The 24,689-nt window shown below is 73.9% G+C and carries 19 protein-coding genes and 1 pseudogene; 9 read left to right on the plus strand and 11 right to left on the minus strand.

Going from position 1 to position 24,689, the window contains the following annotated elements:
* Positions 1–25 precede the first annotated feature (25 nt).
* From abc-f to OIE75_RS04140, 3 genes are all read right to left on the minus strand, one after another.
* Complete coding sequence (abc-f, locus tag OIE75_RS04130) at positions 26–1,678, minus strand: ribosomal protection-like ABC-F family protein (protein ID WP_329469571.1); 1,653 nt, start codon at positions 1,676–1,678, stop codon at positions 26–28.
* Between the two features lie 155 nt (positions 1,679–1,833).
* The gene (locus OIE75_RS04135; RefSeq protein ID WP_329469573.1) at positions 1,834–2,547 is read right to left on the minus strand and encodes a S1 family peptidase; all 714 of its coding nucleotides are present in this window, start codon (positions 2,545–2,547) and stop codon (positions 1,834–1,836) included.
* 209 nt (positions 2,548–2,756) lie between these two features.
* On the minus strand, positions 2,757–3,230 hold the full coding sequence (locus OIE75_RS04140; protein ID WP_307009747.1) for a lamin tail domain-containing protein: 474 nt from the start codon (positions 3,228–3,230) through the stop codon (positions 2,757–2,759).
* A 535-nt stretch (positions 3,231–3,765) separates the two neighbouring features.
* Between OIE75_RS04140 and OIE75_RS04145 the strand changes: the two genes are divergently transcribed.
* Positions 3,766–5,148, plus strand: coding sequence for an MFS transporter (locus OIE75_RS04145; RefSeq protein WP_329469575.1), 1,383 nt, complete (start codon positions 3,766–3,768; stop codon positions 5,146–5,148).
* 48 nt (positions 5,149–5,196) lie between these two features.
* Here OIE75_RS04145 and OIE75_RS04150 read toward each other — a convergent pair whose 3' ends face one another.
* From OIE75_RS04150 to lnt, 4 genes are all read right to left on the minus strand, one after another.
* Entirely contained in the window at positions 5,197–7,167 is a 1,971-nt protein-coding gene (locus tag OIE75_RS04150; protein ID WP_329469576.1) for a helix-turn-helix domain-containing protein, read from the minus strand.
* Between the two features lie 103 nt (positions 7,168–7,270).
* A complete protein-coding gene (locus OIE75_RS04155; protein ID WP_329469577.1) occupies positions 7,271–8,071 on the minus strand; it encodes a 3-hydroxybutyrate dehydrogenase in 801 nt (266 codons plus the stop codon).
* Positions 8,072–8,126: 55 nt separating this feature from the next.
* Positions 8,127–8,606, minus strand: a complete 480-nt coding sequence (locus OIE75_RS04160; protein ID WP_307009752.1) for an NUDIX hydrolase — start codon at positions 8,604–8,606, stop codon at positions 8,127–8,129.
* Positions 8,607–8,674: 68 nt separating this feature from the next.
* A complete protein-coding gene (lnt, locus tag OIE75_RS04165) occupies positions 8,675–10,288 on the minus strand; it encodes an apolipoprotein N-acyltransferase (protein ID WP_329469578.1) in 1,614 nt (537 codons plus the stop codon).
* 320 nt (positions 10,289–10,608) lie between these two features.
* Here lnt and OIE75_RS04170 point away from each other — a divergent pair.
* Positions 10,609–11,611: pseudogene (locus OIE75_RS04170) on the plus strand (O-antigen ligase family protein).
* On the opposite strand, the gene OIE75_RS04175 reads toward OIE75_RS04170, so the two are convergent.
* Both OIE75_RS04175 and OIE75_RS04180 read right to left on the minus strand, forming a co-directional pair.
* Positions 11,565–12,110, minus strand: coding sequence for a hypothetical protein (locus tag OIE75_RS04175; protein WP_307009756.1), 546 nt, complete (start codon positions 12,108–12,110; stop codon positions 11,565–11,567). The pseudogene OIE75_RS04170 and the gene OIE75_RS04175 overlap by 47 nt on opposite strands.
* A gap of 79 nt (positions 12,111–12,189) precedes the next feature.
* A complete protein-coding gene (locus OIE75_RS04180) occupies positions 12,190–12,975 on the minus strand; it encodes a glutamate racemase (RefSeq protein WP_329469580.1) in 786 nt (261 codons plus the stop codon).
* A 75-nt stretch (positions 12,976–13,050) separates the two neighbouring features.
* On the opposite strand from OIE75_RS04180, the gene OIE75_RS04185 reads away from it, so the two are divergent.
* Positions 13,051–14,223, plus strand: coding sequence for a glycosyltransferase (locus tag OIE75_RS04185; RefSeq protein WP_329473928.1), 1,173 nt, complete (start codon positions 13,051–13,053; stop codon positions 14,221–14,223).
* Positions 14,224–14,241: 18 nt separating this feature from the next.
* Here OIE75_RS04185 and OIE75_RS04190 read toward each other — a convergent pair whose 3' ends face one another.
* Positions 14,242–15,543: a TerD family protein gene (locus OIE75_RS04190; protein WP_307017736.1), complete on the minus strand. Its 1,302-nt coding sequence runs from the start codon at positions 15,541–15,543 to the stop codon at positions 14,242–14,244.
* A 302-nt stretch (positions 15,544–15,845) separates the two neighbouring features.
* On the opposite strand from OIE75_RS04190, the gene OIE75_RS04195 reads away from it, so the two are divergent.
* The 4 genes from OIE75_RS04195 to OIE75_RS04210 all read left to right on the plus strand — a co-directional run bounded on the left by OIE75_RS04195 (position 15,846) and on the right by OIE75_RS04210 (position 20,456).
* The gene (locus OIE75_RS04195; protein ID WP_161328455.1) at positions 15,846–16,286 is read left to right on the plus strand and encodes a DUF6643 family protein; all 441 of its coding nucleotides are present in this window, start codon (positions 15,846–15,848) and stop codon (positions 16,284–16,286) included.
* 42 nt (positions 16,287–16,328) lie between these two features.
* Positions 16,329–17,156 (plus strand): MOSC domain-containing protein, encoded by an 828-nt coding sequence (locus OIE75_RS04200; RefSeq protein ID WP_329469585.1) that lies wholly within the window; start codon positions 16,329–16,331, stop codon positions 17,154–17,156.
* 150 nt (positions 17,157–17,306) lie between these two features.
* Positions 17,307–17,909 (plus strand): Rv1733c family protein, encoded by a 603-nt coding sequence (locus OIE75_RS04205; RefSeq protein WP_329469587.1) that lies wholly within the window; start codon positions 17,307–17,309, stop codon positions 17,907–17,909.
* Positions 17,910–18,017: 108 nt separating this feature from the next.
* Positions 18,018–20,456, plus strand: coding sequence for a right-handed parallel beta-helix repeat-containing protein (locus tag OIE75_RS04210; protein WP_307009765.1), 2,439 nt, complete (start codon positions 18,018–18,020; stop codon positions 20,454–20,456).
* A 139-nt stretch (positions 20,457–20,595) separates the two neighbouring features.
* Here OIE75_RS04210 and OIE75_RS04215 read toward each other — a convergent pair whose 3' ends face one another.
* Positions 20,596–22,845, minus strand: a complete 2,250-nt coding sequence (locus tag OIE75_RS04215; RefSeq protein ID WP_443078440.1) for a hypothetical protein — start codon at positions 22,843–22,845, stop codon at positions 20,596–20,598.
* A 371-nt stretch (positions 22,846–23,216) separates the two neighbouring features.
* On the opposite strand from OIE75_RS04215, the gene OIE75_RS04220 reads away from it, so the two are divergent.
* Together OIE75_RS04220 and OIE75_RS04225 are read left to right on the plus strand one after the other, a co-directional pair.
* Complete coding sequence (locus OIE75_RS04220; RefSeq protein WP_329469590.1) at positions 23,217–24,041, plus strand: DeoR/GlpR family DNA-binding transcription regulator; 825 nt, start codon at positions 23,217–23,219, stop codon at positions 24,039–24,041.
* 173 nt (positions 24,042–24,214) lie between these two features.
* Entirely contained in the window at positions 24,215–24,688 is a 474-nt protein-coding gene (locus tag OIE75_RS04225; RefSeq protein WP_307009772.1) for an SRPBCC family protein, read from the plus strand.
* The last annotated feature ends 1 nt before the right edge of the window (position 24,689 follow it).

Below are 24,689 nucleotides of genomic sequence, written 5' to 3' on the forward strand. Positions count from 1 at the left end.
GCCCGCGCCGGTACGCGACGACCGGTCAGCGTCTGCGGCCGGCGTGCAGTTCCAGATGCTCGGCTTCGAAACGCGCCCGGAAGCAGCGATCGTGCGAGACCGCGACCACTGCCCCCGGGTACGCCGCGAGCGCCGCTTGCAGGTCCTCGGCCAGGTCGAGTGCGATGTGGTTGGTCGGCTCGTCGAGGACGAGAAGGTCCGCGGGCCGGGTCACCAGGGTCGCGATCTGCAGGCGCCGCTGCTGCCCCACCGACAGGGCGGCGACAGGCACGAGCAGGTCCTGTTCGCGGAACAGCCCCAGGGACAGGAGCTGTTCGGCGTACTCCTCCGGCGGTCCGGGCCGCCCGGCGGCGAACGCGGCGAGCAGTGGCAGCCGCGTGGCCCGCGTGGGCAGTTCCTGGGCGAGGTAACCGATGCGGGCGGGCCGGCGCGCCGTACCGGCGTCCTGCCGCAGATCGCCCGCCAGGACGCGGAGCAGCGTCGTCTTGCCCGCGCCGTTCCCGCCCGTGACGAGGAGGCGTCCTCCGGGCTCGATCGTCAGGAGCCCGTCCAGGCGCAGCCGTTCCCCGACCCGTACGTCGTCGAGTTCGGCGAGGGTGCCCTGGACCGGGCCGCCGAGCGCCGACGGCGGCGCCGTCGTGAACCGGAGCGGTACGGGCGGCTTGGCCACCGGGTTGCGCCGCAGCCGGTCCAAGCGCTCCCGCACCGAGCGCACCTGGCCGCCGAGCTTCGCCTCGCTGGAACGGCGGTGCTTGCCGAAGCCCTGCTTCGGGTCGCGGCCGGTGCTGGCCAGCCGCCTGCCCGCGGCCTCCAGCAGCTCCTGCGCGTGCGCCATCTCCTCGACCCAGTCCGCGTACCGCTGCTCCGCTCCGCGCCGGGCGGCGGCCTTCGCGGCGCGATACCCGTCCCAGCCGTCACCGTACCGGCGCACGGTGCGCTCGTCCCGGTCGACCTCGAGGATCGTGGTGGCGATGCGCTCCAGGAAGCCGCGGTCGTGGGTGACCGCGACGACGGTGCCGCGGTGTGCGCGCAGGTGTTCCTCCAGCCAGCGCACGGCCGTCGCGTCGAGGTGGTTCGTCGGCTCGTCCAGGAGCAGCAGTTCGGGAGCGGCGGCCAGGACGCAGGCGAGGGCGAGGCGCGACTGCTCGCCGCCGGACAGTGAGCCGAGCGGGCGCTCCCGGGCGATCCCCGCCGGCCCGAGCCCGTGCAGGGCGACGTCCACACGGGCGTCCGCCTCGTATCCGCCGCGTTCCTCGTAGGCGGTCAGCAGCTCGCCGTATGCGGCCAGCTGCTCGTCCGTCGCGTCGGCGAGGTACTCCTCCGCGGTACGGAGCCTTCGCTCCATGTCGCGCAGTTCGGTCAGGGCGAGGTCGACGGCGTCCTGCACGGTGCAGTCGGCGTCGAGGTCGAGGGTCTGGGCGAGATGGCCCGTCCCGCCGGGGAAACGGACGGTGACCTCCCCGGCGTCCGGCGTCTCGGCCGTGGCGAGCAGCCGGAGCAGGGTGGACTTGCCGGAGCCGTTCTCACCGACGACGGCGGCCTTCTCGCCGGGCCGGACAGTGAAGGAGACCTGGTCGAGGACGGTCCGGGTGCCATAGGACTTGGTGACGGACTTGACGGACAGCTGCGCCACCGCGGGGACGGCAGTGGGCAGCACGGTACGAGCGCGGTCGCGCATGGGTCTTTCCCTGCTGAATCGAGGGGTCTACGGGCAGCAGAAGCGGCGGCAGGGGCCGTGCCCGGACTCAGACGAAGAAGAGGAAAGCCATGACCCCACTATACGAGACGGGACGTCTCGCCGCAATGCGTGGGTGCGCGTCGGGGTGGCGTCGGTCAGTAGATGCTCAGTCCGTACACCGACAGCCACTCGACCACCGGCTGGTAGTAGGTGAAGCCTCCCGAGCCGCAGTTGCCGCTGCTGCCGACGATGATGCCCAGCGCGGTGGTGCCGGAGAAGGCCGGGCCGCCCACGTCTCCGGGTTCGGAGCAGACGTTGGACCGGAAGAGACCGCTCACGCTCCCTCCGCCGTAGTTGACCGTGACGTTGACCGCCTGGACGATCCCGCAACGGTGTCCGGTAGTGCGTCCGACATGGCAGACCGACTGGCCGACGACGGGGTGGGCCGCGGCGGTGATGTCGCGGGTGCCCGCCCCGGCGCCCAGGGAGACCTCGCCCGGACGGGCGACCGTCGTGCCGGTGTACCGGACGGTCGCGTAGTCGTTGCCGGGAAAGCTGACCCCCGCGGTGACCCCGACGGGGACGGTGAGGGCGGCGTCGGCGTACCAGGAGGTGCCGGCCGTCTGCGCACACCGGCCCGACAACAGCGCGTACTCGGCGGATCCGGAACGGGCGTTGAACCCGACGGTGCAGCGGGCGCCCGCGCTGTAGAGGACGTCGCCGCCGCGCACCGCGAAGGCGGCCGGTCTCTCCCGCGGCGCGGCGTCCGCCACCGGGCCGAGGACGGCGGTCCAGCCGAGCAGCAGGGCCAGGAGAACGGCGGCGGTAACGGTGACGTGCGAGGGGCGGTCGGAACGCGTGCGAGCCACAGCGGCCTCCAATGTCATGTACTGGCCATTGTGAGGCTCGCGGAGCCGTGCGGTCAGACCCAAAGCCGCCAACCAGGATGGGTGAATCCGTGCGGCCGACGGCCCGAGCCTCGGCGGGTGGCGTGCCAGTGGAACGAGCGGAAGCCCGCCACCCCTTCAAGGATGGCGGGCTCCTTACCGGCTGTGATGGTCAGCGGTGGGTCCGGTCGTCAGCGGCGGCCGCCGTGACGGTGGTGACCCCAGGACTTGTCATCGATGAAGCGCCCGTGGTCGTTGCGGAGCGTGGCGGTGTCGGAGCGGTTGCCCCACACGTGGTTGTGGCGGTCCTGGAACACGTCGGTGCGGGAGTCACGGCCCTCGCCGGTGTGGACGCGGACGGTGGCGCGGCCGTCGAGGCGGTAGTGGCGGAAGGTGTAGCGGTGGCCGTCCTCACCCCTGAGGGTCCAGCCGTTCAGGTTGACCGCGCGGCGGGTGTTGTTGGTGATCTCCACCCATTCCTTGTTCAGGGAACGGTTGGAGCGGTTGTCACGGCCCGGGGCGTTGTACTGGACGTCCGTGATCTCGATGCCGGGCCGCTGGCGCTGGTGGTCGGCGGCTGACGCCGGCACCACGAGTGCGGCGGTCAGGGCTCCGACGGCGAGGGCGCCGGCGGTCAGGCGGCGGGCGGTGATGGACTTCGACACAGGTTCCCCCTGCTTTGTGCGGGCACCGCCTGCCCCGGGATCCAGGCCCCGGGGTGGTGGTGCGTGGCGCGTTGCCCGGCCGGTCGGCCGTGCCCTCACAGATTGCGGGCCGGTCGACCGGTTCGTGGAGACGACGTGAACGGTGTTACCAACCACCGACATCCCGGTGACCCTCGACTGTATTGGGCATGTATGTGCCGAATGCACTGTGTTGACGCCACTGAAGCACGTGTCCCCTTGTGTCCGTTGGGCCGAGAGCCGAGACCGCCACGGCACGCCACCCCGACACCTCGAGAGCGTTCACCCGAAAGTGAGTAACAGCGCCGGCCGCTCTCCTGCGTCCGAGGTGTGAAGAAGCGCACCGCGCCCGGGCGCGCGCCATGCCCCTGAACCGTCTTGCCACGAGCTGGCATGGTGGCCGCACGCATAGCCGACCCGCGAACTATGTTGCCCCGCCACATGTGCGCCTGACCTGCGAATTCCTACGGTGTGGCGACACGCAAACGTCCCCGTTGATCCCCAGGAAGTGGTGCCGATGTCGTCGCCCGCAGCCGCTCCACCAGCCCCGAACAACCTCAAGCGCATCGTCGCCGCATCCCTCATCGGCACCACCATCGAGTGGTACGACTTCTTCCTCTACGGCTCCGCCGCCGCCCTCGTCTTCAACAAGCTGTTCTTCCCGGACTCCGACCCGCTGGTCGGCACGCTGCTCTCGTTCCTGACGTACGCCGTCGGCTTCGCCGCGCGGCCGCTGGGTGCCCTGGTCTTCGGTCATTACGGTGACCGGCTCGGACGTAAGAAGCTGCTGGTCCTGAGCCTGTTGATGATGGGCAGTGCGACCTTCGCGATCGGGCTGCTCCCCACCCACGCGACGATCGGCACGGCCGCTCCCGTGCTGCTGACCGTGTTGCGGCTCGTCCAGGGGTTCGCCCTCGGTGGTGAGTGGGGCGGCGCCGTGCTGCTGGTGTCCGAGCACGGGGACGCGCGGCGGCGCGGGTTCTGGGCGTCCTGGCCGCAGACCGGGGCGCCGGCGGGGCAGTTGCTGGCCACGGGTGTGCTGTCGCTGCTGACCGCCGTGCTGTCGGACTCCGCGTTCAACAGCTGGGGCTGGCGGATACCGTTCCTGCTCTCCGGCGTACTGGTCATGGTCGGTCTGTGGATCCGGCTGTCCGTCGACGAATCGCCCGTCTTCAAGCAGGCGCTGGCGCAGGCCGAGTCGCGCAAGGCGAAGGCCGAACCGATGCCCGTCGTCGCCGTGCTGCGGCACCACTGGCGCGACGTACTGATCGCGATGGGCGCGCGCATGGCGGAGAACATCAGCTACTACGTCATCACCGCCTTCATCCTCGTCTACGCCACCACCGCGGCCGACGTCTCCAAGCAGACCGCGCTCAACGCGGTCCTGATCGCCTCGGCGGTGCACTTCGCGGCCATCCCGGCCTGGGGCGCGCTGTCGGACCGCATCGGCCGACGGCCCGTGTATCTGCTGGGCGCGGCCGGCGTGGGGTTGTGGATGTTCCCGTTCTTCATGCTGATCGACCACGGCGACTTCAGCAGTCTGCTGCTCGCGGTGACCGTGGGGCTGGTGCTGCACGGCGCCATGTACGCGCCCCAGGCCGCCTTCTTCTCCGAGATGTTCGCGACCCGGATGCGGTACTCAGGGGCGTCGATCGGCGCCCAGTTCGCCTCCGTCGCGGCCGGTGCTCCGGCGCCGCTGATCGCCACCGCGCTGCTCTCCGAGTACGACAGCTCCACCCCGATCTCCCTCTACGTGATCGCTTCCGTCCTGCTGACCCTGGTCGCGGTGGGCGTGGCCAAGGAGACGCGCCACCGCGACCTCGCGGAGCCCGTGTCGGCCCCCGAGGACGAGGACGGGTCGGTCAAGGCCTCCCGTGCGCAGGGGGCGCGCTCAGTCTGAGCCCGGCCCACCGCCCGCTACCGACCCCGTACGCCCGTGCGTGCGGGGTCAGTGCTGTGCCGGGAGCGACAGCCGGTGGAGTCTGAGGGCCAGTTGTATCTCCAGTGCGCGGTCGGGGCTCTGCCAGTCGTCGCCCAGGAGGCGGCCCACGCGCTCCAGGCGCTGGGCGACCGTGTTCACGTGGACGTGGAGTTCGTCCTTGGTGCGGGCCGGACTCATGCCGCACGCGAAGTAGGCGTCGAGGGTGTGCAGCAGCTCGGTGCCGCGCCGCTCGTCGTAGGCGACGACCTGGCCGATGGTGCGCTCGACGAAACCCGAGACGTTCTGCTCGCCGGCCAGCAGCAGGCCCAGGAAGCCGAAGTCCTCGGCGGCGGCACCGTCCCCGGAGCGGCCCAGCAGGCCCAGGGCGTCGAGGCAGCGCCGGGCCTCGGCGTAGGCGGCGGCGACGGCGTCGGGGCGGGCGGCGAGGTCCTCCACGGGTGCGGAGGCGCCGACGGTGACGCTCTCGTGGACGGCCCGGCCGAGGTGCCGGGCGGTGCGGCGGGCCAGGTCCGTGGCCCCGTCACCGGCGTCGAGCGGCAGCAGGAGCACCGTGCCGCCGTCCCGTGCGGCGGCCAGGCCGTGCCGGGTCGCGGCGAGGTGGGAGGCGGCGGCCCACAGGCGCCTGCGCGCGTCCGCCTCCTGGTCGGCGTCGGACGCCGCTGTGTCGAGCCGGGCGGCGAGCACGACGTGTGTGGCGGCCAGGTCGGCACGGAGCCGCCGGGCGCGGTCGCCCAGCAGGCGCGGGTCGCGGTCGCGGGCGTCGAGCAGGTCGTCGAGCAGCTCGCCGCGGACACGCTGCTCGGCCTCGGCGGCGGAGCGGCGGGCGAGCAACAGCAGGGAGGTGACCATCGCGGCCCGCTCCAGGGTGAGTTGGTCGACGGGGTCGAGTCCGGGGTGGCCGCGCAGGACCAGGGCGCCGAGCAGTTCGTCACCGGCGGCGACGGCGGCGATCCAGTCGTCCTCGTGCCGCACCGCGTGTCCCTCGGCGCGGGACACCTCCAGGGCCCTCGCCGGCGCCGATCCCGCCTCGGTGAACTCGACGGTGCCGTCCAGGACCTGGGAGACGGCGGCGGCCACGTCGTGCACCCCGCCACCGCGCAGGACCAGCTCGGTGAGCCGGTCGTGGACGTCGGAGGCGCGCTCGATGACGGCGCTGCGGTCCCCGATGATCTCGTTGGCCCGCTCCAGGCCGGCCAGGGCCGAGCGGGTCTCGGCGAGCAGGTTGGCGGTGTCGATGGCGGCGGCCGCGAGGGCGGCGAAGGAACCGAGCAGGGCGATCTGCTCGCGCTCGAAGACCCGGGCCCGCCGGTCCGCGGCGAAGAGCACGCCGATGACGTGGTGGCCGAGCAGGAGAGGGACGCCGAGGATGGCGACCAGGCCCTCGTCGCTCACGCCCGCGTCGATGGTGCGGGTGTGCTGGAAGCGGGCGTCCTTGAAGTAGTCGTCGGTGACGTAGGGCCGGGCGGTCTGGGCGACGAGGCCGCCGAGCCCTTCCCCCATGCCGAGCCGCAGCTGCTGGAAGCGGGCGGCGACCGAGCCCTCGGTGACCCGCATGTAGGTGTCGCCGCGGGCCGCGTCGTGGAGACTGAGGTAGGTCACGTCGGTGCCGAGCAGGGAACGGGCCCGCTGCACGATCGCCCGCAGCACCGCGTCCAGGTCGCGCAGTCCGGCGAGGTCGTGGGCCGTCTCGAACAGCGCGGACAGCTCCGCCTCCCGCCTGCGCCGGCCCTCCAGCTCGGAGCGCACGCGCAGCGCGAGCTGCTTGGCCCGGTCGAGCGCGTCGATCCGGTCGGCCGGTCCTCCCTCGGCGCGGGCGAGCAGGACCGGCTGCTCGTAGGCGTCGGCGGACGCGCCCCGGGCCAGCAGCTCCAGGAACGGCGTCTCGACGGCGGCGGACGCCGGGACGACGGCGTCGCCGGCCGGCGCTCCGGCGCCCTCGGCCGGGCGCTCGGTGGACTGCAGGTGATCGCGGGACATGCTCACAGGATTCCCCATCGCCCGGTCGTCCCGGCAGCCCTGTGGACAACCCCGTCCACAGGGGCCGCCGCCGGGCCGGCCGGTGCGCGGGCCGGGACCGGGCTCAGTGCGCCGTCCAGCCGCCGTCCAGCACGAGTGAGGTGCCGGTGACGAAGGACGCCTGCGGCCCGCACAGGTACGCGACCGCCTCGGCGACCTCGTCCGGTTCGATCAGCCGCCGCACGGCGCTGTCCTGGAGCAGCACGTCGGTGAGCACCTGCTCCTCGGGGATGCCGTGGGCCCGGGCCTGGTCGGCGATCTGCCGCTCGACGAGCGGGGTGCGCACGTAGGAGGGGTTCACGCAGTTCGAGGTGACGCCGTGGGCGGCGCCTTCGAGGGCCGCGGTCTTGGACAGGCCCTCCAGGCCGTGCTTGGCGGCGACATAGGCCGACTTGTAGGCGGAGGCGCGCAGGCCGTGCACGGAGGAGATGTTGACGATGCGGCCCCAGCCCTGCCCGTACATGTGCGGCAGGGCGCCGCGGATCAGGCGGAAGGGCGCCTCCAGCATCACGGTGAGCACCGTGTGGAAGACGTCCGGCGGGAACTCCTCGATGGGCCGCACCAGCTGGATCCCGGCGTTGTTGACCAGGAGGTCGGTGCCGGCGGCGGCCCGTTCGGCGGCGTCCAGGTCGGTCAGGTCCAGGACCTGGGGCACGACGCTGCCCGCGAGGTCGGTGCTGCTCTCGGCGAGCGCGTCCAGTCCCGCCGCGTCCCGGTCGACCGCTCTGACCCGGGCCCCGGCGGCGGCCAGGCGCAGGGCACAGGCACGGCCGATGCCCCCGGCGGCGCCGGTGACGAGGGCGGTGCGGCCGTCGAGGTCGAGCGAGGAGGCGTGGGGGGCCGGGAGGACGCTGGACGAGGTCATGTCCCCGACCCTAGGCAGCGCCCGCCCCGCTCCCCATGTGGGCACGCCCCATACTTCAGTAGGGGGCAGTGGGGTCGAACCATGTGGGTGCGTCGGACAGCGCCTGCTTGATCCTGACCTGCCCGAACTCCCCCAGCTCCGGCAGCGCGTCCACGGCGAACCAGCCCACCTCCAGCGACTCGTCGTCGTTGACCCGGGCCTCACCCCCCACGGCCCGGCAGCGGAAGGTGACGTCCATGAACTGGCAGACGTCCCCGTTGTCGTACGTCACGGGGTTCAGCGCCTGGACGAGGACCAGCCGCTCGACGACGCACCGGACGGCGGTCTCCTCCTCCACCTCGCGCATCGCGCAGGCGGCGGGCTGCTCGCCGGGCTCGGGGATGCCTCCGATCAGTGACCACCGCCCGTTGTCGGACCGCCGGCCCAGGAGCACCCGCCCCTCGTCGTCGAAGACGACGGCGGTGACTCCGGGGAGCCAGAGCAGTTGCTGTCCGGCCGTCGCGCGCAGGTCGAGGATGAAGTCGGGAGTAGCCATGCGAACGACCCTAACGGGCCACGCCGGCCACTCCCGGCGGTGTCACGGGGCGTGCGACGGGCGTACGGCTACACGTCACGGGCGCGTCGCCCGCGCACACCGGCGCCGACGGCCCAGCCCAGCGCGCCCGCCGCGACCAGCACGAGAGCGATCTCGGGGAGTACGCCCAGCCGGGTGGCCGGGGTCTCGGAGGAGCGCAGGGGCACCTCCTGGACCAGGGAGTCCGCGACGAACATGCCGGTCTTCTGGGTGATCCGGCCGTCCGGCATGATGATCGCACTGACGCCGCTGGTCACCGGGACCGTGACGGTCCGGCTGTGCTCGACCGCGCGGACGCGGGACATGGCGAGCTGCTGGTAGGTCATCTCGCTGCGGTCGAAGGTCGCGTTGTTGCTGGGTACGGAGATCATCTGGGCGCCGTCGGTGACCTCGGAGCGCACGGCCCAGTCGAAGGCGGCTTCGTAGCAGGTGACCAGGCCGACCTCGGTGCCCGCCATGGAGAAGACGCCGGGCTCGGTGCCCCTGCTGAAGTCCCGGCTGACCATGGAGGTCCAGTCGTCGTTGATCGCCCCGATGAGCGAGCGCAGCGGGAGGTACTCGCCGAAGGGCTGGATCTGGCGCTTGTCGTAGGTGTCGACGGGGCCCTTGTCGGGGTCCCAGAGGATCTGCTCGTTGAGCAGCTTGCCGTCCCGTTCGACGACGCCGCCGACCGAGACGGGCGCGCCGATCGCCTTGACGGCGCGGTCGATGACCATGCGCGCGTCGGTGTTGGCGAAGGGGTCGATGTCCGAGGAGTTCTCCGGCCAGAGCACGAAGTCGGGGCGGTCCACCCGGCCCGCCCTCACCTCGGCGGCGAGGCGTTCCGTTTCCCGCGCGTGATAGTCGAGTACGGCCCGCCGCTGCGCGTTGAAGTCGAGGCCCGCGCGCGGCACGTTGCCCTGGATCACCGCCACGGTCGCGGTGCCGTCCTCCGCCTCGTCGCTGACCAGCGGGCGGGCGGCGACGGCGGCCACGACCGGGACGGCCACCGCGACGAGGGCCACCGCCGCCGCGCCACGCCGTACCTCGCCGGCCCGGCGCGCCCGAACGGCGAGACGCACCGCCTCGCAGAGGCCGAAGCCGCACAGGACGACCGCGAACCCGAGCACCGGCGTGCCGCCGAGCGCGGCGAGGGGCAGGAACACGCCGTCCGCCTGGCCGAACGCGATCTTGCCCCAGGGGAACCCCTCGAAGGGCACGCGCGCGCGTGCGGCCTCCCCCGCGATCCACAGCGCCGCCGCCCACACGGGCCATCCCGGCAGCTTCGACACCGCGGCGACCCCCGCGCCGACCAGCGCGACGAAGAGCGCCTCGATCGCCACCAGGGCGAGCCAGGGGCCGGGGCCGACCTCCACACCGGTCCACACCAGCAGCGGCAGCAGGAAGCCGAGGCCGAAGAGGTAGCCGAGGCCGAGGCCCGCCTTCCAGCCGCGGCCGCGCAGCACCCCGCCGAGGACGGCGAAGGCGGGCAGGGCCAGCCACCACAGGGTGCGCGGCGGGAAGCTGACGTAGAGCAGTACTCCGGAGAGCGCGGCTGCGGCGGCCGGGAGGAGGCGCAGGAGCCGTGCGGTGAGCCGGGAGGCGGGCGTGGGCTGCGGCTGCGTCCGGTCCGGCTCGCCGACGGAGGTTGCGGTGGCTGTCACCCCCCGGAGTGTACGGCGGGTGACCGAACCCCCGACAGCACGGTCCGCGGCGGCATGCGGACGGCCCGCACATGGCCGACGGGTGGCCGCCGACCGATGCCGTGTCGTTTCGGCACAACCGGGCGCCGAGCCGTCCACACTTCGCCGACCAGCCGTTACGGTGTGTCCGAGCCTCGGTCGCCGGGCGGGCGGCGGGGCCCGTCAGGTCGGGGGCGACGGGGGCGGGGGACGCGGTGGGTTCGAGGGGGACGGCGTCCGCGGACGCCGCGAGGACGGCTGACGCCGACGGCGGCAGACGCGGCGGTGCCGACACCGCGGGGGTGGTGATCCTCGGGGCGTGCGCGTCCTGGTCGCTGATCACCGCGGCGGCGCGCGACGGGCGCCCGGAGGGCGTGCTGCTCGCCGTGCTGGCCGTGGCCGCCGGTTACGCCGCGGGGCGGATCTGCGGGGCGCTGCTCCCGGTCGCCGCCCCCTCGGCCGCGGCGCTGACCGGGCTGGCCCTCACGGTGGCGGTCCCGCATCTCGCGCCGGGACCGCGGATCACCGCACCGCTCGGGCACGCGGGTGCGACCGCCGCGTTGCTCGCGCTGTCGGCGGGTGCCGCGTGTTGCGGGGCATGGGCCGCCCGGGCGGCCGTCGTGCGGGTGGCGCTGCGGCTGCCAGGCCGTCGGGATCGCCGTGGCCGCGGCGGCGATCGGTTCGGCCGTGGGCTGCGTCGCGTGTGCCGTGGTGCTGGTGTGTTCCCTCGCGGCCGGCCGGACGCCCCGCGGCGCGGGGATCGCCGGGCTGGGTGGGGCCACGGGCGTGGTGGCGGGCCTGGGGTGGATGGTCCTCAGCGCATGGGTACCGGACGGTCTCGCCGCCTCCCTGGAGGGGCAGCTGACCGCCCATCGCGTGCAGCTGTGGCGCGACGCGCTGGAGCTGCTGCGCGCGGACGTGGTGTTCGGCGCGGGCCCGGGGCGCTTCGGCGCGCTGAGTCCGACCGCCGCCGGAATGCCGGTGCCGGACGGCGGGCCGCACTCGGCGCTCTGGCAGCAGGCCGCCGAACAGGGCGTCGTGGGCGTGGTGCTGCTGGGCGCGGCGTTCGGCTGGGTGCTGTACGCGCTGTGGCGCTCGCCGCGGCCCACGCCGGTCGTCCTCACCGCCGGCGTGGCTCTCACCGCCCTGGCCGCGATCGCCGCCGTCGGCAACGCGCTGAGCTTCACGGCGGTGTCGGTGGGCGCGGGGCTCCTCGCGGGGCTGGCCACGTCCCGCCCGCTCGCCGATGAGGGTGCGCTCAGTGCGCGGGCTGCTCGGGTGCCTTCGGGCGCAGCCGGTCCGTGATGACCTGGACGGCCGCCTCCGCGTCGTCCACGGTGACCGTGAAGGTGTGCCCGTCGCCCAGCTTGAGGATCAGGCCCTCGCCGCGCCGCACCACCACGGCGGTGCCCTTCTCGGGCCGCCAGCGGTAGCCCCAGCCGCCCCAGTGGCGCGGGGTGACGTGCGGGGCGAACTCGGCCCCGACGACGTGGGACAGGGGGATGCGCCGACGCGGCAGGCCGATGTGGCCGCAGCGCACTTCGAGGCAGTCCTCGTCGACCCGCAGCGCGACGTGTACGAAGGCGAGGGTGCCGAAGAGCACCAGCAGTCCCGCCGCGATGCAGCCGACGACCGCCATGGTGAGCGGGACGACGCCGGACTCCCAGGCGGAGTCGACGGCCAGGGCGATGCCGAGCGCCATGCAGGCCGCGCCGATGAGCGCCAGGAACCACTGGACCCGGTTGGTGGCACGTCCGGTCCAGATGTCCGGCTGCGGGATGGTCTCGCCGTGGCGATGCCTCATGGCTATGAGGTTACTCATGTTTCGCTGCGCGGGTACCTCGTCGCGCTGGGTGACTGGTCCGTCCGGGCGGACGGCCCGGTCAGCGGGCCGGTGTGACCGCGCGCAGGAGCCTGCCCTCGGCGTAGGCCAGCGCGGGCGCGGGCAGCGTGCCCTCACGTCCGCTGAGCAGCACGGTGAGGGTGCCCTCGGCCGGGGCGCCGGGGTCGGGGTGGGCGCCGATCCGGCGCAGCGCCTGGGCGGCGACCGCGCCCGCCGAGCCGTGCAGCACGAGCCGCGGGGCGCCGGGGCGCTGCACGGCGGCGCGGATGCGCTCGGCGACCAGTTCGTAATGGGTGCAGCCCAGGACGACGGTCGTTACCTCGTCGGGGGTGAGGGCCGCCGCGGCGGCGACGGCCGCGGTGATGGCCGCCTCGTCCGCGTACTCGACGGCTTCCGCGAGCCCCGGGCACGGCACTTCGGTGACGGTCGCGTCGCCGCCGAAGTCCGCGATGAGGCCGCGCTGGTAGGGGCTGCCGGTGGTGGCGGGGGTCGCCCAGATCGCCACGGGACCGCCACCGGCCGCGGCGGGCTTGATCGCCGGTACGGTGCCGACGACGGGCAGCGCGGGCTCCAGGCGGGCGCGCAGCGTGGGCAGCGCGTGCACGGTGGCGGTGTTGCAGCCGACGATCAGGGCGTCGGGCCGGTGCGCGGCGGCGGCCTCGGCCACCGCGAGGGCCCGGCCGGTCAGGTCCTCGGGGGTGCGCGGACCCCAGGGCATGCCGTCGGGGTCGAGGGAGAGGATGAGATCGGCGTCCGGTCGCAGGCGCCGTACCGCGGCGGTTGCCGCCAGCAGACCGATTCCGGAGTCCATGAGCGCGATCTTCACCCGGCCACCATAGACGATGCGCGGTCGAGGGCCGGTGGCGTGGGGCAGACTGCGCACGTGAGCGCCGACGCGTGGATGACCCCGGTGACCGTCGTATCCGCACTCTCCCTCGCCGCCTGGCTGTGGCTGCTGTTCGCGCGGGGCTTCTTCTGGCGTACGGACGTCGGACTGCCGGCCCGGGAGGAACCCGGTGTCTGGCCCTCGGTGTGCGTCGTCGTCCCGGCGCGCGACGAGGCGGTGGTTCTGCCCGCGAGCCTGCCGTCGCTGCTCGCCCAGGACTACCCGGGGCGGGCGGAGGTCTTCCTGATCGACGACGGGAGCACCGACGGCACGGGTGAGCTGGCGTGCGAGCTGGCCCGGCGGCACGAGGGGCTGCCGCTGACCGTGGCCTCGCCCGGTGAGCCGCCCGCCGGCTGGACGGGCAAGCTGTGGGCGGTGCGGCACGGCATCACCCTGGCACGCGCGCGTGAGCCCGAGTACCTGCTGCTGACCGACGCCGACATCGCGCACGCGCCGGACAGTCTGCGCGCGCTGGTGGCGGCGGCCGGCACCGGCGGTTTCGACGTCGTCTCCCAGATGGCGCGGCTGCGGGTGGCGAGCGGGTGGGAGCGGCTCGTGGTGCCCGCCTTCGTCTACTTCTTCGCGCAGCTCTATCCGTTCCGGTGGATCGGGCGCCGGGGGAGGACCGCGGCGGCGGCCGGCGGCTGTGTGCTGCTGCGGACCGGGGCGGCCGAACGGGCGCGGATTCCGGACGCCATCCGGCACGCCGTCATCGACGACGTGGCGCTCGCCCGCGCGGTCAAGGGCTCCGGCGGGCGCGTCTGGCTGGGCCTGGCCGAGCGGGCGGACAGCGTGCGTCCCTACCCGCGGCTGCGCGACCTGTGGCGCATGGTCGCGCGCAGCGCGTACGCGCAACTGCGGCACAACCCGCTGGTGCTCGCCGGCACGGTGGCCGGGCTGGCCCTCGTGTACCTGGTGCCGCCGCTCGCGGTCGTCGTCGGCGCGGTGCGGGGCGAGACGGCGGCGGCTGTCCTGGGGGGCGCCGCGTGGCTGGTGATGGCGGGGACGTACGCGCCGATGGTGCGCCACTACCGGCAGCCGCTGTGGCTCGCTCCCCTGCTGCCGTTCACCGCGTTCCTCTATCTCCTGATGACGGTCGACTCGGCGGTGCAGCACTACCGGGGGCGGGGTGCGGCATGGAAGGGCCGCACCTACGCCCGTCCGGACGTCGTGCCCGACGAGGGCTGACGGGCCGGACGGGCTCCGTCACTTGCGGCCGGGGGTCCAGTTCATGCCCCATCCGTAGGCATGGTCGACGGTGCGCTGCGGGCTCACGCCGCGTTCCGGCACCAGGTACCGGGCCTCGCGCTGTACGACGAGGTCGCCTCCGGTGTTGGTGATCAGCGCGAGGGCGCACACCGTGGAGGGCACGGTGCACTCGTCGAGCGAGAAGTCGACCGGGGCGCCGTACTGCGGCTGGAGGGTGACCGTGGCGTGCAGGTCGGCGAAGGAGCGGGCCCCCTGGTAGATGGTCACGAAGACGAGGATGCGCCGGAAGTACTGCTGGTGGTCGAGGCTGACCGTGAGGTTCTCGCCGGTGGAGACCGCGCCGGTGCGGTCGTCGCCGTCGAGGTGGACGAACGGCGGCCGGTCGAGGGCTCCGAAGGCGTTGCCGAGTGCCTGGACCACGCCCTTGCTGCCGTCGTTGAGTTCGTACAGGGCGCACAGGTCGAGGTCGAGGTCGTCGTGCATGGCGACCGGGCGGCCCAGTTTGCGGGCCCAGCCGGAGAACTGCTTGCGCACCTGCCAGTTGAGGTTGACGCGCAGCGCCCCCGAGGTGCCGCCCTGCTTGGTCAGCGATACGGAGGGCGCCGCCTTGGTGAGCGTGACCTTGGTCAGCCGGACCGGCGCGGCGGACGGCGGCGCGGTCGGGGGCGGGGGCGGGGTGGTGACGGCGGGAGGCGTGACCGGAGGAGCGGGCGGTGCCGCGGAGGGCGGTGGGGGCGGCGTGACCGCGGGGGCCGGCGGAACGGGCGCGGGTGCCTGCTGGGGTTCGTCCACCGAGATGCCGTAGTCCGTGGCCAGACCCTCGAGCCCGCTGTCGTAACCCTGACCGACGGCGCGGAACTTCCAGGCGCCCTGGCGGCGGTAGAACTCGCCCAGCACGAAGGCCGTCTCCACGGTCGCGCCCGGGTTGTCGAAGCGGGCCACCACGGTGTTCCGCGCCGCGTCGCGCACCTCGACGTAGAGGTCCGGGACCCGTCCGAACGGGCCGCCGTCCGAGGAGGCGGCGAGGATGACGGTCTCGATCGCGGGCTCCACGCGCGCGAGGTCGACGTGGAGGCTGTCGGTCACCCGCCCACCGGCGTCCCGCTTGCCCTCGTGCCGGACCGCGCCGGAGGAGTGCGCGGGCTGGTTGTAGAAGACGAAGTCCGCGTCGGAACGCACCTTTCCGCCCACCAGGAGCAGGGCGGACGCGTCCGCGTCGGGGACTGAGGGGCCGGATCGCCAGCCCAGTTCGACCCGCAGCGCCGTCGTCGGCACCGGGGTGTTCGATCCTTTCGACATCGACATGTCTGCCCCCATCAGGTGTCACCGGGCCGCTTCCCGGCGCTTCGTCGTGTTCTCCGCGCCCAACCTATTCTCCCGGCCGTCCGTCCCACGCGCGGAGTGCGACGAGAGGTCCGGCGAGATGTTCGGCCAACCGCCGGTAACCCGCTCGGAACACGGCCTTTACCTCAAAAACGCGCGGCGTGACGCCCTATTTTGCCGAGTTCGCTCGCATTGGGGGTACCGGGTCAGTGCGGACACGGAAAACAACCCTCTTATCGGTCTCCCCAACCAGCACATCGTGGGCTTAACTTATGGCCATGACCTCCCCCCGCTCCACTTATGGCGGCGGCTACTACTCCGCCTCCTTCCCGGACACCCCGATCTACGACTCGCTCGTGGCCGAACGGGGCACCCCGCAGATCGCCCCGATCCGGGTCCCCGCGGCGTACGACGTGCCGAGCAGTCATCTGCCCGCGCTCCCGTCCGCCCTGCCCGCCCTCCCGGCGGGTCCCTCCCAGTCCTCCTACGGCTACCCGCAGCAGGCGCCGCAGCCCGCGCCCCTGCAGCAGGCCCCCGCCGCGTACATCCCCCAGCAGGCGACCGCACCGCGCGGGTACCCCGGTCCCCAGTACCAGCAGCAGCCCCGCCCTGCGGCGCCCGGCCCCGCGGGTTACGAGGCGATGCGCCCCGCGACTCCCCGGCCGGCCCCCGCGCCGTACCAGGACCCGTACAACCAGCAGCAGTACCGCGGCTACTGAGCCGTCCCCGGGATCGTCCGTGCCACCTGGCACGATGGCGTCATGGGGAACGCGCGACTGCGGTCGATCCACGTCCATCCGGTCAAGTCGTTCCGGAGCCTGTCGCTCCGGGAGGTCGTCATGGAGCCCTGGGGGCCGGCCGGAGACCGACGCTGGATGCTGATCGACGACGGGGGAAAGGTCGTCACGCAACGCAAGCAGCCGCGCCTCGCCCTGGCCGCCGCCGAGCTTCTGCCCGGCGGCGGCGTCCGGCTGTCCGCACCCGGCATGGAGCCGCTCACGGTGCCGGTGCCGCGCGGGACGGTCACCGTCCCGGCGCTGCTCTTCCGTGACAAGGTCGAGGCGCTGCCCGCGGACGACGCGGCCGCGCACGACTGGTGCAGCGCCTTCCTCGGGGCGGAGGTCCGGCTGGTGCACCTGGACGATCCCGCGACCCGCCGGCCCGTGGACCCCCGGTACGCGCTGCCGGGCGAGACCGTCACCTTCGCCGACGGCTTCCCGCTGCTGCTCACGACGACGGCCTCCCTGGACGCCCTCAACTCCCTGATCGCGGGCGGCCCGCACGCCGCCGACGGACCTCTGCCCATGAGCCGCTTCCGGCCGAACCTGGTGGTCTCCGGCACCGAACCGTGGGCGGAGGACGGCTGGTCCCGCGTCACGGTCGGCGAGGTCGTCCTGCGGGTCGCCAAACCCTGCGGGCGCTGCGTCGTGACCACCACCGACCAGGCCACCGCCGGACGCGGAGCGGAGCCCCTGCACACCCTCGGGCGGCACCGCCGTGTCGACGGCAAGCTGGTCTTCGGGCAGAACCTGGTCCCGGTGGGCCGCGGCACGGTCCGGGTCGGCGACCCGGTGCGGATCGTCGGCTGACGTGCCACGCCCCGGCGGCGGGATCAGGACACCGGACCGGAGCCGGGAACCCGTTCCCCGCTCCGGGCGTTTGGCTTTGTGAGACGTTCATGAGAATGAGGCCGGGACGGGCCGGCCGGGGGGTGGCGGGGAGCAGGAAAGGGGGCGGACGTGCGGGCGATCCGGGGGCTGTGGCGCTGGCGGCGCAATCCGCTGTGCCGCGCGACCGACCTGGCCGAGGCATGGGTGGCACTGGCGGGTCTGTTGCTCATCCTGTCCGTGGCGCCGTTGCTCGGCGTGCTCGCGGGCGGCGCCGCCCAGGACACCCTCCAGCGGTCGGTGCGCGAACAGCACGAGTCGCGGCACCGGGTGACGGCCATCGTGGTGCGTCCCCTGGAGCGCTCCACCCTGTCCGTCGACCCGGAGGGCGCCGGTGAGAGCCTGCGCAGCCGCGTCCTCGCCGACTGGACCGGTCCGGACGGATCCCGGCACGAAGGCTCCGTCACGGTCGGCATCGACGACCCCGGCCCCGGCGACCGCTTCGGGCTGTGGACGGACGAGCGGGGACGCGCGGTGGCCCGCCCGCTGGACGGCGCGACGGCGGCCACGCACGCCGTGCTCGCCGGGATCGGCGCCGCGGTGGCGGCGGCGGCCCTGGTCGAGGCCGGCCGGCGCACAGCCGTCCGGCGCATGGTCCGCGGCCGGTACGCGCGTTGGGAGCGGGAGTGGGAGCGGGCGGGCCCGGACTGGGGCAGGACCGGCACGGGCAGCTGACGGGCTTCCGGCTCCGGTCAACTCACCACCTGCGCGCACGCTACGGTGGACCGGCCGAAGCGAATCGGCGACAACCCGCGTACGACGAGGTGGGGGCACAGCAACGCCATGGCACAGGGCACGGTCCAGGTGACGCACACCGGCACCTCGCGGTGGCGGCGCCGCACAGGTGAGTACGCATCGCTCGCCGCCGCCCTGGAGGCCGCGGCGGAGGGTGACGTCCTCACCGTCGCCCCGGGGACCTACCGGGAGAACCTCGTCGTCCAGCGGGCGGTGACCCTGCGCGGACCCGAGGGCGGCCAGGGTTCGGTGCGCATCGCGCCCGTCGACGGCGTCCCGCTGACCGTGCGCGCCTCGGCGGTGATCCAGGACCTGCACGTGGAGGGCCAGGACGCGGCGGCGCCCGCGGTGCTGGTCGAGGACGGTACGCCGGAGCTGCTGGGCCTGAGAGTGGTCGCGCGTTCCGCCTCCGGGATAGAGGTGCGCGGCAGCGCGCGGCCCACGGTGCGACGCTGCGTCGTCGACAATCCGGCCGGTGTCGGCATCGCCGTGCTGGACGGCGGGGGCGGCGTGTTCGAGGAGTGCGAGGTCGTCTCGGCCGGACAGGCGGGCGTCGCGGTGCGTTCCGGCGCACATCCCCGGCTGGAGCGCTGCCGCGTGCACCATGCCGCCGGTTCCGGGCTGACCGCGACGGGCGAGGGCTCCGCGCTGGAGGCCGTGGGCTGCGAGGTGTACGAGGTCCGGGGCAGCGGAGTGCAGGTCACGGGCCGGGCCACCGCGCACCTGACCGACTGCGACGTGCACCGCACCACCGGCGACGGCGTCACCCTGGACACGGACGCCGTGCTCACCCTCGCCGACTGCCGCATCCACGACATCCCGGAGAACGCGGTCGATCTGCGCTCCCGTTCCGTCCTCACCCTGACCCGCACCACCGTGCGGCAGTTCGGCCGCAACGGCCTGTCGGTGTGGGACCCGGGCACGCGGGTGGACGCCAACCAGTGCGAGATCTTCGACAGCACGGGCGACTACCCGGCCGTGTGGGTCAGCGACGGCGCCACCGCGGTGCTCGACTCCTGCCGGGTGCACGACGTACCGGACGCGCTGTTCGTCCTGGACCGCGGCTCCCGCGCGGACGTCGTCGACAGCGACCTGTCCCAGGTGCGCAACACGGCGGTGTCGGTGAGCGACGGCGCCACCGCTCAGCTCGACGACTGCCGCATCCGGGACGCGGCCACGGGCGCGTGGTTCCGCGACCACGGCAGCGGCGGCACCCTCAACAACTGCACGCTGGACGGCAACCGCACCGGCGTCATAGTCACCAAGGGCGCCGACCCCACGATCGAACGCTGCACGGTCGACTCCCCTTCGGAGGCCGGTGTCTACGTGTCGGCCGGCGGCCGCGGCAGCTTCCTGAACTGCCGGGTGACCGGCAGCGCGGGCTACGGCTTCCACGTGATCGACGGCTGCCGTACGACGCTCAAGAAGTGCCGCACGGAGCGGTGCGCGCGCGGTGGGTACGAGTTCGCGGAGGGCGGCCCGGACAGCGCGTACGACTCCGGTCCGCTCGTCGAGGACTGCACCAGCGACGAGAGCGGCGGCGCGGCGGCGACCGCCCCGGCGGAGCCGGTCGTGCAGACGGTGAGCCAGTCCCCGGGGCTGCTGGGCTCGATCCCCGGGCAGCGCACCACCGAGCAGGAGCCCCTGATCGCGGCCGTCGCCCCGCAGGAGCCCGCGCGGACCTCGAAGGCGGTGCTCGGCGAACTGGACGCCCTGGTCGGCCTGGACAGCGTCAAGCGCGAGGTGCGGGCCCTGACCGACATGATCGAGGTGGGCCGACGCCGGCAGCAGGCGGGCCTGAAGGCCGCGTCGGTCAAGCGGCACCTGGTCTTCACCGGCTCCCCGGGCACCGGCAAGACGACGGTCGCCCGGCTGTACGGCGAGATCCTCGCCTCCCTCGGTGTGCTGGACAAGGGGCACCTGGTCGAGGTCTCCCGGGTGGACCTGGTCGGCGAGCACATCGGCTCCACGGCGATCCGCACCCAGGAGGCGTTCCAGCGGGCGCACGGCGGGGTGCTGTTCATCGACGAGGCGTACGCGCTCTCCCCCGAGGACGCGGGCCGGGACTTCGGCAAGGAGGCCATCGACACGCTGGTCAAGCTCATGGAGGACCAGCGCGACTCGGTCGTGGTGATCGTCGCGGGCTACACGGCCGAGATGGAGCGCTTCCTGTCGGTCAACCCGGGGGTGGCTTCGCGTTTCTCACGCACCATCACCTTCGGCGACTACGGCCCCGACGAGTTGCTGCGGATCGTCGAGCAGCAGGCCGACGAGCACGAGTACCGGCTGGCCACCGGCACGGCCGAGGCGCTGACGAAGTACTTCACGGCGATCCCCAAGGGCCCTGCCTTCGGCAACGGCCGCACCGCCCGCCAGACCTTCGAGGCCATGGTGGAACGGCACGCGAGCCGGGTGGCCCAGCTGGCCGATCCCAGCACGGACGACCTGACCCTGCTGTTCGCCGACGACCTGCCCGAGCTGCCGTGACGGACCCGGCGCCCGGACGGCCGAGGGAGCGCCAGGGCCTGTCCGGCGGATCAGGTCGCAGGAAAGTGGCGGCGCCTGATCAGCAACCGACGACAACGCCGCAGATGGGCGCGCCAGACCCCGCGTGCCGGCCAGGCCCCTAGCAGGCCCCGGTGGCGTCGTCCGCCGCCGGAACGGACGTGGGGCCCCCGGTGTGGCGGGGCGCCGGCACCTCCGGTCGGAGACGGGCCAGCAGCCGTCCGCGCTCCTCGGCGAAGACCGGGTCGGCCTGGTAGTCGGAGTGGCCGAGGACCGGCGCGGGCAGCGGATGGAGTTCGGTGCGTCCGTACGTCAGCGGGTCCTTGAGGGGCGCGCGGTCCACCGCGGGGCCCGAGTCGCCGGGCAACCGCACCGGTCCGCCGATGGGGTCGGTGCGGCGGTACAGGTTGCGCCAGCAGTCGACCTCCCGGTGCAGCGAGGCGAGCGCCTCCGGTCCGAAGTGGGCCGGGAACCAGCGGCCGTACAGCCGCTCCAGTGGTGAGCCGTAGGTGAGCAGGGCGACCCGCCTGCGGGCGGCCGGCTCCAGCTGCCAGGACGCGGCGGCGGCGAGGACGCTGCCCTGCGAGTGCCCGGAGATGACCAGCCGTCCGCCGGTGGCGCGGGTCCAGGTCGCCATCCGCCAGGTCAGGTCGGGCACGGCGCGCTCGGCGTAGCAGGGCGGTGCGAAGGGGTGGGCGGCGCGCGGCCAGAAGGTGCCGACGTCCCACAGGATGCCGATGGTGCGCCGCGCGGAGGCGTCCTTGTAGGCGCGCCTGCCCCACGTCACGAACAGTATGAAGCCGAGGCCGATCAGCCAGGAGCCCAGGGCCTGCGCGGTCTGCGCGGCACCGTGCACGACGGCGTACGTGCCGCGCGCCGCCTCACCGGGCACCTGGTCGGTCGTCAGGGCACCCACCAGCGCTCCGGCGCCCAGCAGCAGGGTGGCGGCGGAGGTGATGGCGACGAGCAGCGGCGCCCGGTCGGTGAGGGTGGCCGTCGCGCGGGCCAGCGCGATGCGCCGGGTGCGTCCGGGATCCCCGGCCTCCCCCGCGAGGTCGCCCTCCACGGCGTCCCGTTCGGCGCGGGCCAGGCCCCAGGTGTGCCGGGCCAGCGCGGCGCACAGCAGCAGCACTACGACGAGGAGCGGCGGGATGACGGACGCCTGCCAGGTCAGCAGGACGGGCGGGCCGTCCAGGAAGGTGCCGGTGCCGTCCATCCAGTCCGACACGCGCTGGGCGACGCCGCCGGACATGAAGCCGCCCAGAGCGCAGGCCAGCATGACGACGGCGGGTCCGCCGAGGCCGAGGATCGCCGCGCGGGCGTCGGGGAGGCTGCGGTGGAGCAGGTGCGCGACCACGGCGAGGGCGATGACCAGCAGGCCCTGCGTCAGGGCGATGCCGCCGAAGGCCATGTCACCGGAGAGCCGGCCGGCCGACGCCCACCCCGGGCGGTCCCAGCCGCCGTACAGCAGGGTGAGGACGAACAGGACGAGGGCGGCGAGCGGCAGACGCCGTACGAGGTGGCGGTCGAGGCGCCGGTCGAGGCGGTTCTCGCTGCGGCCCCGACGGCAGACCACGACGACCACGGCGACGGCACCGGCGGCCAGTGCGACCTGGAGGAGCCATCCCAGCGTGTCCAGTGCCGCGGGTCCGCCCGGCCGGCGGTCGAAGCGGGCCGCGGGCGCACCGACCGCCACCGCGATGGTCAGCAGCCCGGCGGCGGTGTGCGCGGCGCGCAGCCGGGCCACCAGGCGGCGGCCGTACCAGAAGCCGGGCCGGCCGAGGGCGGTGTGGCCGGGGCCCTCCTCGGGGTCGGACTCGCGGTCCATCGGCTGCTGGGACTCGTACGCCCGCCAGGTGCGCAGCGACAGGTACCACAGCAGACCGGTGAGGGCGGCGGGTACCGCGGCCGCGAGGGCGAGCCTGCGGCCGGGCGCGCTCCACCAGCCGCCGTCGGAGACCACCGGAGACAGGAAGCCCACCCAGGAGTGGCGCTCGGCGCACACGCGCGTGCCCGCGCACTGCCAGGCAACGAGGTCGAGCGCGACCTCGCAGGCGGCGGCGACCAGCAGCACCGTCAGGGTGAGCCCCGCGAGCCGCACCAGCAGCCCGTACAGCCGTACCGTGCGGATCCGGCCGCTCGCGGCGGGCCGCATCCAGTGGGCGAGGTTGACCACCATGAACGGCAGGAGCAGCAGCCAGAGGGCGCGGGTGCCGTTGCCGGAGGTGAGATTGCACCAGACGTAGGCCTCGGGCACCGGCCGGCCGCGGTAGTCCTCGGGCCGGGACTCCGCGTCGACGTCCTCCGCGCGCCGGAAGACGGCCGCGACGTGGTCGCCGGTGATCCGCACGGTCCGCGGGTCGTCCAGCATCTCGGCGGGCGTGGTGCCGCCCACTCCGTGCACCAGGAGTTCCAGGGCGGTGCCGGATCTCCCGTCCCGCTGTTCGGCCTGTTCCACTGTCCGCACTCCCCCGTGACGCGCCGTCGGCTCTGTCCGTGCGGGCACAAGGATCTCCGTTCGACGGGCTCCGCACACCCTTCGGCACGGAATCTCCCCGAACCGTGTGACGAGTGATGCCATGACGAGACAGGGGTGACATGTGCGCGACGGGCGGGCGGTGGCGCGGCCGGCGGTGCGGCGTGCGAGGATGGGACGTCCGCGCACGGGTGCGGGGAGAAGTCCTCATCAGAGCGCGTGCGGCGGCGGGTCGGACGGTTTGCGGCGAAAGGACCGAAGCGTACGTGAGTGAGAATCCGAACCTCCTCGCGGAGCAGCGGCGCGCCCTGATCCTCGACGAGGTGCGCCGCCGGGGCGGAGTCCGGGTCAACGAGCTGACCCGCAAGCTCGGCGTGTCGGACATGACGGTCCGTCGTGACCTGGACGCGCTGGCCCGGCAGGGTGTGCTGGAGAAGGTGCACGGCGGCGCGGTCCCGGTGGCGGAGGCGAGCACGCACGAGCCGGGCTTCGAGGCCAAGTCGGGTCTGGAGCCGACGGCCAAGGAGGACATCGCCCGGGCCGCGGCCGAGCTGGTCGCGCCGGGTGCCGCGATCGCCCTGTCCGGCGGTACGACGACGTACGCGCTCGCGCACCGGCTGGTGGACGTGCCGGACCTGACGGTGGTCACGAACTCGGTGCGGGTGGCCGACGTGTTCCACGTGGCGCAGCGCACCTCGGGGACCCGGCCGGGCGCGGCCACGGTGGTGCTCACCGGCGGTGTGCGCACACCCTCGGACTCGCTGGTGGGCCCGGTGGCCGACCAGGCGATCGCCACGCTCCACTTCGACGTGCTCTTCCTCGGTGTGCACGGAATATCGACCGAGGCCGGCCTGTCCACGCCGAACCTGGCGGAGGCCGAGACCAACCGGCGGCTGGTGCAGTCGGCGCGGCGGGTCGTGGTGGTCGCGGACCACACCAAGTGGGGTGTCGTGGGCCTGAGTTCCTTCGCGACGCTGGAGCAGGTGGACACGCTGGTGACCGACGGCGGCCTGTCGGCGGACGCCCGCGCGGAGGTCGCCGAGCACCTCGGGCTGGTCGTGGCGGGCGAGCCGGAGCCGACGACCGACTGATCCGGACACGCGGACTCCGCGCGTCGCTCCCGGCCCGGCGTCCGTGACGCCCCGCGCCTCGCGTGCCGGGTCCCTCCCGTCAGGCCCCGCTGACACCGGACGCACCCCCGGCTATGGTGGCGCCACTCGGCCGATCGTCCGCATGCGCCGCCGCGTACAAGGGGGTTGTGTCCATGGCTCACCGTCTGCGTCCGGTGGGTCTCGACTTCGTCGAGACGGCGCCGGTGCGTCTGGTCTTCGCGCGGGAGATCTCCGCCGCTCCCGACGCGGTCTTCCGCGCGCTCGCCGAGGACGTGGCGGGCTGGCCCACGTGGTTCTCGGCGGTGACGTTCGCCCGGCCCATCGGTGAGGACGCGGGGCGCGAGGTCCGGCTCCGGGGCGGGACGCGCTTCGTCGAGACGGTCCTGACGGCGGAGCTGCCCGAGGTGTACGCCTATCGCGTGGACGTCACCAACGCGCCCGGCGCCCGGGCGATGGCCGAGGAGTGGCGGCTGGCGCCGGCCGGGACGGGCACGCGCGTGCGGTGGACCTTCGCGGCGGACGGTACGGCCCTGTTCCGTTTCGTGCTGGGCCGGGCACGCCCCGGGCTGGCGCGGTCCTTCCGGGGGGCGGTCACCGCGCTGGACCGGCGGCTGACCCGGTCCTAGG

The organism is Streptomyces sp. NBC_01723 (assembly GCF_036246005.1).
GTDB lineage: Bacteria > Actinomycetota > Actinomycetes > Streptomycetales > Streptomycetaceae > Streptomyces.